Below are 12,669 nucleotides of genomic sequence, written 5' to 3' on the forward strand. Positions count from 1 at the left end.
GAGGGATTCCCCCAGAGGAGAAAGCCCACACCCGGCACTTCGCACCGACCTCTCCCGCAATCGGGAGAGGTACACGGAGGTCGCGGCTCGCTTCGATCCACATCATCTCAATCGAACAAATTGGCGAGGCGCTGCTTCATCTGATCCGCGATGTAGAGCGCGAGGGCCTGGATGGTCGAAGTCGGGTTCACCCCGCCCGAGGTGACGAAGATGCTGCCGTCGACGATGAACAGGTTCTTCACGTCGTGCGTGCGGCCCCATTCGTTGACCACGGAGCGCGCGGGATCGGTGCCCATGCGCGCGGTGCCGAGCAGATGCCAGCCGCCCCAGGGGATCGGCGAGTTGACGCAGATGTCAGTCGCCCCCGCCGTCTCGAGAAACTCCCGGCCGCGCGCCAGCCCATGCTCCATCATCTTCCGGCTGTTCTCGCTGATCGTGTAGTCGACCTTCGGCGCGGGAATGCCGTGGCTGTCCTTCAGCACCGGATCGAGCGTGACCTGGTTGTGCTCCTCCGGCAGATCCTCGCAGATCGCGGAGAAGCCGAGCCGGTGCCCGTTGAGCTTGCGGAAGACGCGGTGATGATCTTCGCCCCAGGGCAGAATGCCCTTCTGCTCGCTGACCACGGCCTCGAACACCGGACCTGCGCCGCGCACGAACTGCACGCCATAGCCGCGCACGAAGCCGCGCGACAGGTCGGTGTCGTACCACTCCTTGCTCCACAGGCAGGTTGGCGGCGCGCGATTGCTGTCGGTCGGCTCCTTCACATAGCCGTAGATCTGCGCATAGGGGTGGAACATCAGGTTCTTGCCGACGAGGCCGGACGAATTGGCAAGGCCGTTCGGGAAGCGGCTGGATTTCGAGTTGAGCAGCAGCCGCGGCGTGCCGACGCCATTGCAGGCGATGATGACGACATGCGCCGGCTGGAACTGCTCGACGCCGTCCTTGTCGTAATAGACCACGCCCGAGGCCATGCCGTTCTCGTCGGTGGTGATCTCGCGCACCCGGCAATGGGTGCGCAGCTCGACGCCGGCGCGGATGGCGTGAGGCCAATAGGTGATGTCGGTCGAGGACTTTGCGCCTTGCGCGCAGGCCGGCGTGCAATGGCCGAGATTGATGCAGCGTGCCCGGCCCTCATAGTCCATGGTCGCGACCGTGGTGTCCGACGGCCACCAGTGCCAGCCGAGCTTGTTCATGGCCTTGCCGATGATCACGCCGGACAATCCCATCGGCTGCTGCGGCATCGGCGGATGCGTCAGCGGCGACAGCGGATCGCCCGACATCCCCGACGTTCCCATCATCCGGTCGTTCTCTTCGAAGAACGGCGTGAGCGCGTCGTAGTCGATCGGCCAGTCGTCGGCGACACCGTCGAGCGTCTTCACCTTGAAATCGGAAGGATGCAGCCGCGGCCAGTGCGCGGTGTACATCACGGTGGAGCCGCCGACCGCGTTGTAGTTGACGACCTTGATCGGCGAATTGTCGTCGTTGATCGGATAGTCCTCGGGCCGGCCGCGCACGTTGGGGCTCGACGACCACTCGCCGTAGAACTTGGCCTCCCAGTCCCGCCCCGTGCTCGGATATTCCGCCGGGTTCATCCAGCCGCCCTGCTCCAGGCAGAGGATGTGCATCTTGGTCTCGGCCAGCGACCACGCCACCGCCGCGCCCGACGCGCCGGCACCGATGATCAGGACGTCCACGGGATCTTTCATCGCAACCTTGCCCTCCCCTCGCCGCTTCCCGGGCGATTCGGCCTCCGCAGTCCGGAAGGCTGCGCAAACGATAGGGGCAGAGCGACGGCCGAGTAAAGCCGCGAGGCCGGAATGTCGCACTTCGCAGGGCGCAGACCATTGGTAACGCCTCGTCCGGATGCTAGGAACAATGCGCCAGAGCAATCGATAGCGAGACCGTATGTCCTTCCGAAATTTCTTTGCCGCCGCCCGCGCTTTTGCGCTCGTTTCGTTTTTCGCTCTGCCCGGATTTCTGGTCCCGTCCGAACCGGCCGCCGCGCTGACCGCCGCCGCGACGGTCCGGGACGGCAACTCCATCCAACTCGGCGACGTGACCTATCGGCTCGACGGCGTCGACGCGCCCGAGCTGGACCAGGTCTGCATCGACGACCACGCCGATCCCTGGACCTGCGGCATCGAGGCCCGCGAGCAGCTGAGCAAGCTGATCAACAAGCGCTCGGTGCGCTGCGACGACGTCGGCCCGGAAAAGAGCTTTGGCAAGCGGCACCGCGCGATCTGCACCGCCGAGGGCGACAAGGCGAGCTTGAACGAGCAGCTGGTCAAGCTCGGCTATGCCATCGCGCGCGAGCCGATCAAGGCGAACGTCAAGCCAGCGGCGACCGACGCCAAATCCGCATCGGCCGGGATCTGGAAGGGCTGCTTTGTTGCACCGCAAGATTTCCGGACCGGCAAGAAGGACGGCACGCTGCTGGGCGCCGCCTGCCGCGCCGACCGCGACAAGGAAATCCGCGCGGTTCTGTTTCCGGAGGATCTGGCGATGCCGCCGAGCTGCAGCATCAAAGGCAAGCTTGCGGTGCGCGCACGCGTCACCGGCAATATCGGCATCTACCATTTGCGGGGTTGCCCGAGCTACCCGGCGACCACCAAGCCCGACCGCTGGTTCTGCTCGGAGGACGACGCCCAGGCCGCGGGCTTCCGCAAGGCCTACAACTGCCGCCGGCCAAGGTGAAAAATTGGTTCACGCAGCCATGAGTGGTACTCCAAGACAGTATTGATCCGGAATTGAACTCCAGCGCGAATTGCGACACCTATATGTGTACGCAAGCGCTTTGCGCGGGCGTTTCCTTGGCAGCAATCCGGCTTCGGCCGATTGTCTTTGCTCGGGCGTTTCCTCCCTAGACTTGGGCCGCTTGTCACAAACAAGCGGCTCTTCTTTTTTGCATCGATACAAGCATAGGCCGTCATGCTCGGGCTTGTCCCGCCTGCGCGGCCGAAGCCGCTTCGGCGAGGCGAAGGCCCGGGTATCCACGTTCTTCATGCGGCGAAGCAAGACGTGGATGGCCGGGTCAAGCCCGGCCACGACGATGTGGAGACGTTAGCGGATCAAACCGTCTTGCTCTGCCGCCGTCAGCGGCCTACTGCATCCTCATGATCTGATCCATCGGCGGCATGTTCTGGTTGAGATGGGACATGATCCAGACGGTGCCGCCAACCACCAGGAAGACGACCAGCAGCCCGAACGCCAGCGCCAGCACGTTGTTGGTGTTGTCGGGGCCCGTGGTGATGTGCAGGAAGAACACGAGATGCACGCCCATCTGCGCGATCGCGAGCACGATCAGCGCGACCGGAATTGAAGGCTGCCAGACAAGGTCGGTTCCGGCGATGAAGAACGACATCGCCGTGAGCACCAGCGCCAGGGCAAGGCCGACGACGTAGCCGAGGATCCGTTCGCCGACACTGTGTTGCTCTTCCTCGCCCGGTGCGAGGCCATGTTCGGCATTCATGTGCGTCTGATCGCTCATACGGCACTCCCAAGCAGGTAGACGACGGAGAAGACCCCGACCCAGATGATGTCGAGCGCGTGCCAGAACAGCGCAAAGCACATCATCCGCCGCAGGACGTCGGCGCGAAAGCCCTTGGCGAAGACCTGGGCCATCATGGTGAGCAGCCACAGCACGCCGGCCGAGACGTGCAGGCCGTGGCAACCGACCAGCGAGAAGAACGATGACAGGAAGGCGCTCCGCGACGGGCCGTAGCCGCGCGCAACGAGATCGGCGAATTCGCGGAATTCGATGACGAGGAAGATCAGGCCGAGCACACATGTCACGGTCATGCCGAGGTAGAACCAGAAGCGGTTGCGCACATCGGCTGCGATGCTGGCCATGCCGCAGGTGAAGCTCGACAGCAGCAGGCAGACCGTCTCGATCGCGACATTTCGCTGCTCGAAGATCTCCGAGCCCTTCGGTCCGTCCGCGGTCTGATGGACAAGCACTGCATAGGCAGCGAAGAAGCAGGAGAACATCACGATATCGGAGAGCAGGAAGACCCAGAAACCGTACGCGGTGACGATCCGCTTCGACGCGGGCCCGGGATGCTCGATGACGACGCCGATGTGATGGGGATCGGCATGGGCGTGGCCGGCGGTCGCGGTCATCGACATCAGATTGCTCCCGCCATGCTGACGAGGCTGCGCCGCTCCTCGAGATTGACGCGGTCGATGCGGGCGACCTCGGCGGCCGGAATGACGTATTCATCATGGTCGCGCCAGGCGAACACGACGAAGGTCGCGAACGCACCGACACCACCCACAATCACCATCCACCAGATGTGCCAGATCAGCGCAAAGCCCATGATGGTGGCGAAGAAGGCGCAGACGAAACCGGTCGGCGAGTTCCGGGGCATCTCGATGTCCTGATACTCTGGCACGTCATGTTCGAGCGATTGCTGCTGGGCTTTGGCCTTCATGTCCCAATAGGCGTCCTCGCCGCGCACGTCCGGATTGAAAGCGAAATTGAACACGGGCGGCGGCGACGAGGTCGCCCATTCCAGCGAGCGCCCGTCCCAGGGATCGCCGGTGCGGTCACGCAGCGCCTCGCGGTTGCGGATGCTGACGACGAGCTGCATGATCTGGCAGATCACCCCGACGCTCAGTACGGCCATGCCGATCGCTGCCACGATCATCCATGGCCGCCACGCCGCGACCTCGTAGTGCTGCAGGCGCCGCGTCATGCCGAGCATGCCGGCGATGTAGAGCGGCATGAAGGTAATGTAGAATCCGACGAAGGTGAACCAGAACGCGGCCTTGCCCCAGCGCTCGTCGAGGCGGAAGCCGAACGCCTTCGGAAACCAGTATTCGAAGCCGGCGAAGGCGCCGAACAGCACGCCGCCGATGATGACGTTGTGGAAATGCGCAACCAGGAACATGCTGTTGTGGAGCATGAAGTCGGCCGGCGGCACCGCGACCAGCACGCCGGTCAGGCCGCCGATGATGAAGGTGACCATGAAGCCGACCGCCCACAGCATCGGCGTCGCAAAGCGGATGCGGCCGCCATACATCGTGAACAGCCAGTTGTAGATCTTCACCCCTGTCGGTATCGCGATGATCATGCTGGCGATGCCGAAGATGGCGTTGACGTCGGGGCCGGCGCCCATCGTGAAGAAATGATGCAGCCAGACCATGAAGGAGATGACGCAGATCGCCATGGTGGCGAGCACCATGGAGCGGTAGCCGAACAATGCCTTGCCCGAGAAGGTCGACACCACCTCGGAGAAGATGCCGAACGCCGGCAGCACCAGGATGTAGACCTCCGGATGTCCCCACGCCCAAATCAAGTTCATGAACATCATGACATTGCCGCCGGCTTCATTGGTGAAGAAGTGGAAGCCGAGGTAACGGTCGAGCAGCAGCATCGCGAGCGTGGCGGTCAAGATCGGGAACGCCGAGACGATCAGGAGGTTCGAGGCGAGCGTGGTCCAGCAGAACATCGGCATGCGCAGATAGTTCATGCCCTTCGTGCGCAGCTTCAGCACCGTCGTGACGAGATTGATGCCGGCCACCAGCGTGCCGACGCCGGAGATCTGGAGCGACCAGGCGTAATAATCGACGCCGACGCCCGGCGAATAGGACAGTCCCGACAGCGGTGGAAAGGCGAGCCAGCCGGTGCGTGCGAACTCGCCGATCACCAGCGAGAGATTGACCAGCAGCGCGCCGGTCGCGGTCAGCCAGAAGCCGACGGAATTCAGCGTCGGAAAAGCGACGTCGCGCACGCCGAGCTGGAGCGGCACGACGAGGTTCATCAGACCGATCACGAAGGGCATCGCCACGAAGAAGATCATGATGGTGCCGTGAGCCGAAAAAATCTGGTTGTAGTGCTCGGGCGGCAGATAGCCCTGCGACTGGTAGGCGACTGCCTGCTGGATCCGCATCATGATGGCGTCGCTGCCGCCGCGCAGCAGCATCACGGACGCGAGCAGGATGTACATGACGCCGATGCGCTTGTGGTCGACGCTGGTGATCCATTCGTGCCAGAGATAGGGCAGATGTCCCTTCACCACGACCCAGGCCAGCACGCCCAGGATCGCCACCAGCACGATTCCGCCTGCGACGAGCGGAATGGGCTGATCGAACGGGATCGCCGACCAGTCGAGCTTACCGAGCATCGTGGCCTCCCATGTGCGACCGGCCGGCCTCGGATGCGAGCTCCGGTCCGGGCCCCGGCGGGATGTGCTGGGTCGCGATCAGATCGAACAGGCGCGGGTCTTCGAGACGGTAGGTCGGCCGGCCCCGCTCGATGCTCTGCTGCATCAACTTCTTGTAGCTGTCCTCGTTCAGCACGGCGTCGGTCTTCGCGGTGTTCGCCACCCAATCAGGGAAGTCGAGCGGCGAGACCACGTTGACGTCGAACAACATGTCGGGAAAGCCGTCGCCGGAGAAATGCGCCGACAGGCCCTGGAGCTTGCCCTCATTGTCGGCACGCAGATTCAGCCGCGTCACCATGCCGTTCATGGTGTAGATCATGCTACCGAGCTGCGGGATGAAGAACACGTTCATCACGCTCGACGACGTCAGCCGGAAATTCAGTTCCGCACCGGCCGGCACCGTCAGCGTGTTGACGGTGGCGATGCGCTGGTCGGGATAGATGAACAGCCATTTCCAGTCGAGCGAGACGGCCTGGATCCGCAGCGGGCTACCGGTACCCGGCACGGGCGCCGCGGGATCGAGCTGATGCGAGCCGATCCAGGCAACACCGCCGAGCAGGATGACGGTGAGCGCCGGGATCGACCACACCACCATTTCGACGCGGCCAGAATAGACGAAGCCCGGCTGGAAGCGCGCTTTGGTATTGGAGGCGCGAAACCAGAACGCGAACGCCAGGATCGCGAAAATGGTCGGCACCACGATCACGAGCATGATGAAGACGGAATCGACCAAAATGGTGCTGTTGGCCACAGCTACGGGCCCTTGTGGATCAAGCAGATTCATCGGCAAGCCACTGGCGGTTGGGAAGCCCCGGGACAGAGCCTAGCGCGCGAAAGGCTCGGCAACAAACGCGATCGTGTGGGGTCGGTTCCTTCGGATCGTCCGCTCCGCCCCGCGCAATCTCGCGCGGCGGCATGCAATTCCGTGCGATGTCAATGACATGAGCGTGGGACGGTCGGCCTTCTCACCCCTGCACTCCATTGCTAACTTGCACGAAAATATCAGGATGAAGCGACATGCAGGACCCTGACGATGATGCCGGCCACGCCGGCAAGGTCGCGCTGATCAGCGGCGGCGGCGCCGCGGACGATGGCGCGGGCAATGGTCGCGCCGCAGCAATCCTGCTGGCGCGCGCCGGCGCGAAGGTGCTGGTGGTCGACGGCGGCGTGAGGTTGCAGGCGCCCGAACCCGAGTCACAAGAACACTAGAGGAAACACAGCAATGGCCCACCTGCCCTATCTCGAGGCCGACCAGGTCGCGCCGGAATATCGCGACATGCTCCAGCGCAACACCAATCTGCATAAGCTGCTGGTCAACTCTCCGGAGATGGCGCGCGCCTTCAACGGCATCGGCGGCTATATCCGCTTCAAGAGCAAGCTCGATCCGCGCCTGCGCGAGCTTGCGATCCTCCAGGTCGGCTGGATGGAGAAGTCGGAATATGAATTCACACACCACGTGAAGATCGGCAAGGAGTTCGGCGTCACCGACGAGGACATCGCCGGCCTGATGGCCGAGACCGAAGGCAAACCATCGAAGCTGGAGCCGCTCGCCAAGGCAATCCTGAAGGGCGCCCGCGAAATGGTGCGCGAGCTCGCGATGTCGGATGCGACCTTCGCCGAGATCAAGCAGCACCTGTCCGACGAGCACATGATCGACCTCGTGCTGACCATCGCCTTCTATTGCGGCGTGGTGCGCGTGCTCGCCACCATGAAGATCGACAACGAGCCCTATTACAGAGAGGTACTCCAGCAGTACCCGATCCCGGGAGTGAATTGAGATGCGCTTGAAGGACAAGGTTGCGATCGTGGTCGGCGCCGGCCAGAGCCCCGGCGAAGGCATGGGCAATGGCCGCGCCACCGCGCTCACCTTCGCGCGCGAGGGCGCGAAGGTCTTGTGCGTCGACCACCATCTGGACTCGGCGCAGGAGACGGTTGCGATGATCGCCGCCGCGCACGGCACCGCCGCGGCCTGCAAGGCCGACGTGACCAAAGCTACCGACATCAAGACGATGGTGGCGGACGCGCAATCGCGCTGGGGCCGCATCGACGTGCTGCACAACAATGTCGGCGTCAGTCTCGCCGGCGGCGACGCCGAGCTGCTTCAAATCACCGAGGAGGCGTTCGACCGCGTCGTCGCCATCAATCTGAAGAGCTGCATTCTCGCTGCGAAGGAGGTGATCCCGATCATGCGTGCGCAGCGAAGCGGCGCCATCATCAACATCTCCTCCATGGCGGCGATCACGACCTATCCTTACGTCGCCTACAAGGCGACGAAGTCGGCGATGATCGCCTTCACCGAGCAGCTCGCCTACCAGAACGCCGAATACGGCATCCGCGCCAACGTCATCCTGCCTGGCCTGATGAACACGCCGATGGCCGTCGACACCCGCGCCCGCGAATGGCACAAGACCCGCGCCGAGGTCGAGGCAGAACGCGACAGCAAGGTGCCGCTGCGCCGGAAGATGGGAACGGGTTGGGACGTCGCGAATGCCGCGCTGTTCCTGGCGTCGGACGAAGCGAGTTTCATCACGGGGGTGACTCTGCCGGTTGACGGCGGGGCGAGCGTGAGACGGGGGTGAGTCGAAACGACCTCAGTGCCCTTCCCTTCTCCCCTTGTGGGAGAAGGTGGCGCGAAGCGCCGGATGAGGGGTTCTCTCCAATCGCACGACCGTTCGTGAGGATGGAGACCCCTCACCCGCCTCGCCGCTTCGCGGCGAGCCACCCTCTCCCGCAAGGGGAGAGGGGGCACCGTCACCGCGGCACGCTTGTCACCCGCCAGATCGTGCCGTTGCCATCCTCCGACACCAGCAGCGATCCATCCTTCGCCACGGCAACGCCGACCGGCCTGCCCCACACCTCCTTGTCGCTCACCACGAACCCCGTGACGAAATCCTCGTACTCGCCGGTCGGCTTGCCGTCCTTCATCCGGATGCGGATCACCTTGTAGCCGGTGCGCTTCGATCTGTTCCACGAACCGTGCTCGGCAGCGAAGGCGTCGCCCTGATACTCGGACGGAAACTGCGTGCCCTGATAGAAGGTCATGCCGAGCGAGGCCGAGTGCGGTTGGATCAGCACATCAGGCACCGTCACCTTGTCCTTGAGGTCCAGCCGCGCGCCGGCATGGCGCGGGTCTTCGTTGCCGCCGATATAGAACCAGGGCCAACCGTAGAACGCGCCCTCCTTCACGCTCGTCACGTAATCAGGCACGAGATCGTCGCCGAGACCGTCGCGCTCGTTGGTCGAGCACCAGGGCAAGCTGGTCTCCGGCTGGACCGCAAGGCCGACGCAATTGCGGATGCCGGTGGCATAGATCTTCCGATCCTTGCCATCGGGATTGAAGGCCAGCACCGCGGCACGCTCGAGCTCGCTCGCCCAGGCTGCACCGAGCGGCTGCGCTTTCGCCCACGCCTCCATCCCGCCCGGCGGCGTGCCCATGCCCTCGGCGACGTTGCTGAGCGAGCCGACCGACACGAACATGCGCTTGTTGTCGGGCGTGAAGACGACATCACGCGTGGAATGACCGCCGTCATGCGGCAGGCTCGCCACGATCGTCTCCGCCTTGCCGCGCGCCTTGAGATCGCCGGCCTGATACGGGAAGCGGATGACACTACCGGTGTTGGCGACGTAGACCCATTGCGGATTGTCGCCGTTCGGGAAGAAGGCGATGCCGAACGGCTGCCTCAGGCCGCTGACAAACACCTCGTTGGCAGCGAGCTTGCCGCCCTCGCCGGTGCGCAGCACGCGAATGGCGCCGACCCGCGTCTCCGCGACGAAGACGTCACCGTTCGGTGCGACCCTGATGATGCGCGGCCCACGCAAACCGTCCGCGAGCAACTCGATCTTGAAACCGGCCGGCACCTGGGGCGCGGCTTCGGATGGGCGCGACACCACGCGCGCGGAGCTCGCAAACGAGCGCGTGGCGCCGGGCCGCACGAGATCCTCCGCCCGGATCAACCGGACTGTACCGGGCTTGTCCGCCCGCCAATCGCCGTAGGCATCCCTGCCTTGCAGCACTGGCTCGGCTTGCGCAGCGGTCGCAACCACGACCGCAGCCATCGCGATGGAAATCCTGTTTCTCACCTCGGTCTGCCTCCCGGCCTGCATGTCCCGGCATCAATGCCGTTCAACCCGCAAACGTTCTGCGACAGGTCAAACGCCTGCCGAATCGCACGTCACGTCCTGCCCGCACGATGTGCATCAGCTATGACCTAGCATACTGGAAAACAGCACGGATCGGTGCGACACATTGTAGGGGTTGAGCCGCCGGTTGCGGTCATCAAAGCTGCGGCATCGGCGCCGCAATTGACGGGACGATCATGTGGGGATCCATCATATCGGAATGGGCGAGCCTGCTGCTCCGCTGGCTGCACATGGTCGCCGCGATCGCCTGGATCGGCAGCTCCTTCTATTTCATCGCGCTCGATCTCAGCCTCAGGCCGAGAGCCGACTTGCCCGGTGGCGTGCAGGGCGAAGCCTGGCAGGTCCATGGCGGCGGCTTCTACCGGATCATGAAATATCTGGTGGCGCCGAGCCAGATGCCGGACGAGCTGACCTGGTTCAAATGGGAGGCCTACACCACCTGGCTGTCCGGCTTCGCGCTGATGGTGGTGGTGTATTATCTCGATGCCGATCTGTTCCTGGTCGATAAGTCGATCCTCGACCTCACGCCGTTCCAGGCCGGCCTGTTCAGCTTCGGCAGCCTTGCCCTGGCGTGGCTGCTCTACGAGGCCGCCTGCCGCACCGGGCTGGCGCAGCGCGAGCTGCCCTTTGCCATCGGCGGCTACCTGTTCCTGGTCGCGCTGACCTACGCCTTCACGCACGTGCTGAGCGGTCGCGGCGCCTTCAACCAGATCGGCGCGATCATCGGCACCATCATGGTCGCCAATGTCTTCGCGCTGATCATCCCGAACCAGAAGAAGATCGTCGCGTCGCTTATCGCCGGACAGGCGCCCGACCCGAAGCTCGGCAAGGCCAGCAAGGAGCGCTCGGTCCACAACAACTACCTGACGCTCCCCGTGGTCGTGCTGATGATCAGCAACCACTATCCCCTGCTCTACGCCACGCGCTTCAACTGGATCATCGTCGCGATCGTGCTGGCGCTCGGGCCGGTGATCCGCCACTTCTTCAACGAGCGCCATGCCGGGCGAAAATCGCCGTGGTGGGTGTGGGGCGTTGCGGCGGCGGGTGCGATCGCGATCTGCCTGCTCTCCGCGGCAGGTCCGCGCGAGGTGAAGACGAGCGCGCTGCCGGCACAGCCCACGCTCGCCAACGTCGAGGAGATCGTGATGTCCCGTTGCAGCATGTGCCACGCGGCCGAGCCGGTCTGGGCCGGCATCGTGACCGCGCCGAAGGGCATTTTGCTCGATGCGCCCGAGCACATCCATCGCAACATCCGCCTGATCGGCCGTGTCGCGGCCTGGTCCAACGCGATGCCGCCGGGCAACGTCACCGAGATGACTGGCGAGGAGCGCGCCATGCTCGCCGCGTATCTCGAGCAGGCGCGCTGACGTCGGGTCCGCTTTTGGCGGAATGAAATTCCGCATCTGCCGCCGATTAGAAAATGACTTGACCGCCTATCCGGCGTAGACAAGGCCGATGGCTGCTGCCGCGGCCGAAAATCAGTTTGCATGCGGGGAAAAGAACAGTGGCCCTCAAGAACATCATCGGTATCGACCACGCCGTGGTCATGGTGAAGGACCTCGACAAGGCCGCCGAGAACTATCGGCAGCTCGGCTTCACCGTCTCGCCGCGCGGCACCCACAGCGCGCATATGGGCACCGGCAACTACACCATCATGTTCGACCCTGACTACATGGAGCTGCTCGGCGTGCTGACTGCAACCGAGCACAACGCGCCGGCCCGCGCCTTCGTCGACAAGCACGGCGAAGGCATCGAGCGCATCGCCTTCACCGCGGTCGATTCGGCCGCCGGCGCCGAGGAGATCCGCGCACGCGGCCTCACGCCGATCGGCCCGACCGATTTCGAACGGCCGGTGACGCTGCCTGATGGCACGGTCTCGGCGGCGAAATTCCGCACCTTCATGTGGCCGACCGCGGAGGCGCCGGGCGGCGTGCGCATCTTCGCCTGCCAGCACAAGACCCGCGAGACCGTGTGGATCCCTGAACTGATGAAGCACGCCAATGCGGCCAAGCGGATCAAGCAGACGCTGATCACAACGCCGGAGCCGGCAAAGGAGGCCGCACATCTCGGCCGACTGATCGACCGCGAACCGAAGGCCGAGACCGATGGTGCCGTCACGGTGCCCTCCGGCGGCGAGCGTGCCGACTTCGTCTATCTGACCTTGGAGCAGCTCGACAAACGCTATCCGAGCGTGCCGCTCGCAGGGCTCTCCGAGCGCGGCGGTGCGGCGCTCGTTCTCGTCAGCGGCGATCTCGCGGCGACGGAGAAGGCGCTGGGCTCGGCCGCCGTGCGCAGCGGGGCCGCGATCTGCGTGCCGCCGGCCAAGGCCAACGGCACCCTGCTCGCCTTCGTTGCCGGCTGATTT

At 64.3% G+C, this 12,669-nt stretch carries 12 protein-coding genes; 6 read left to right on the plus strand and 6 right to left on the minus strand.

Going from position 1 to position 12,669, the window contains the following annotated elements:
• Positions 1–107 precede the first annotated feature (107 nt).
• A complete protein-coding gene (locus AAFG16_RS35305; protein WP_342732752.1) occupies positions 108–1,706 on the minus strand; it encodes a GMC family oxidoreductase in 1,599 nt (532 codons plus the stop codon).
• Between the two features lie 199 nt (positions 1,707–1,905).
• Between AAFG16_RS35305 and AAFG16_RS35310 the strand changes: the two genes are divergently transcribed.
• Complete coding sequence (locus AAFG16_RS35310; RefSeq protein ID WP_342732754.1) at positions 1,906–2,694, plus strand: thermonuclease family protein; 789 nt, start codon at positions 1,906–1,908, stop codon at positions 2,692–2,694.
• A 406-nt stretch (positions 2,695–3,100) separates the two neighbouring features.
• Here AAFG16_RS35310 and cyoD read toward each other — a convergent pair whose 3' ends face one another.
• The 4 genes from cyoD to AAFG16_RS35330 are packed head-to-tail and all read right to left on the minus strand — an operon-like array spanning position 3,101 to position 6,915.
• Positions 3,101–3,487: a cytochrome o ubiquinol oxidase subunit IV gene (cyoD, locus tag AAFG16_RS35315; protein ID WP_283081048.1), complete on the minus strand. Its 387-nt coding sequence runs from the start codon at positions 3,485–3,487 to the stop codon at positions 3,101–3,103.
• On the minus strand, positions 3,484–4,125 hold the full coding sequence (locus tag AAFG16_RS35320) for a cytochrome (ubi)quinol oxidase subunit III (protein WP_283081049.1): 642 nt from the start codon (positions 4,123–4,125) through the stop codon (positions 3,484–3,486). Before AAFG16_RS35320 ends, cyoD begins: the two co-directional genes overlap by 4 nt.
• The gene (gene cyoB / locus AAFG16_RS35325) at positions 4,125–6,125 is read right to left on the minus strand and encodes a cytochrome o ubiquinol oxidase subunit I (RefSeq protein WP_283081050.1); all 2,001 of its coding nucleotides are present in this window, start codon (positions 6,123–6,125) and stop codon (positions 4,125–4,127) included. Before cyoB ends, AAFG16_RS35320 begins: the two co-directional genes overlap by 1 nt.
• Positions 6,115–6,915, minus strand: a complete 801-nt coding sequence (locus AAFG16_RS35330) for a cytochrome ubiquinol oxidase subunit II (protein WP_342732757.1) — start codon at positions 6,913–6,915, stop codon at positions 6,115–6,117. The genes cyoB and AAFG16_RS35330 overlap by 11 nt, the downstream gene beginning before the upstream one ends.
• Before the next feature lie 266 nt (positions 6,916–7,181).
• Between AAFG16_RS35330 and AAFG16_RS35335 the strand changes: the two genes are divergently transcribed.
• From AAFG16_RS35335 to AAFG16_RS35345, 3 genes are read left to right on the plus strand one after another with little or no spacing between them, the layout of a single operon-like run.
• Positions 7,182–7,373, plus strand: a complete 192-nt coding sequence (locus tag AAFG16_RS35335; protein ID WP_342732759.1) for a hypothetical protein — start codon at positions 7,182–7,184, stop codon at positions 7,371–7,373.
• Positions 7,374–7,386: 13 nt separating this feature from the next.
• Positions 7,387–7,941, plus strand: a complete 555-nt coding sequence (locus AAFG16_RS35340; RefSeq protein WP_342732761.1) for a carboxymuconolactone decarboxylase family protein — start codon at positions 7,387–7,389, stop codon at positions 7,939–7,941.
• Between the two features lies 1 nt (position 7,942).
• On the plus strand, positions 7,943–8,743 hold the full coding sequence (locus AAFG16_RS35345) for an SDR family NAD(P)-dependent oxidoreductase (protein WP_342732764.1): 801 nt from the start codon (positions 7,943–7,945) through the stop codon (positions 8,741–8,743).
• Between the two features lie 172 nt (positions 8,744–8,915).
• Here AAFG16_RS35345 and AAFG16_RS35350 read toward each other — a convergent pair whose 3' ends face one another.
• Positions 8,916–10,244 carry a sorbosone dehydrogenase family protein gene (locus AAFG16_RS35350; RefSeq protein ID WP_342732766.1) on the minus strand — a complete coding sequence of 443 codons (1,329 nt, stop codon included), beginning with the start codon at positions 10,242–10,244 and terminating at the stop codon, positions 8,916–8,918.
• Between the two features lie 236 nt (positions 10,245–10,480).
• Here AAFG16_RS35350 and AAFG16_RS35355 point away from each other — a divergent pair, with 236 nt between their 5' ends.
• The gene (locus AAFG16_RS35355) at positions 10,481–11,671 is read left to right on the plus strand and encodes a urate hydroxylase PuuD (protein WP_342732768.1); all 1,191 of its coding nucleotides are present in this window, start codon (positions 10,481–10,483) and stop codon (positions 11,669–11,671) included.
• Positions 11,672–11,808: 137 nt separating this feature from the next.
• The gene (locus AAFG16_RS35360) at positions 11,809–12,666 is read left to right on the plus strand and encodes a VOC family protein (protein ID WP_342732770.1); all 858 of its coding nucleotides are present in this window, start codon (positions 11,809–11,811) and stop codon (positions 12,664–12,666) included.
• The last annotated feature ends 3 nt before the right edge of the window (positions 12,667–12,669 follow it).

The organism is Bradyrhizobium sp. B117 (assembly GCF_038969555.1).
Taxonomy (GTDB): domain Bacteria; phylum Pseudomonadota; class Alphaproteobacteria; order Rhizobiales; family Xanthobacteraceae; genus Bradyrhizobium.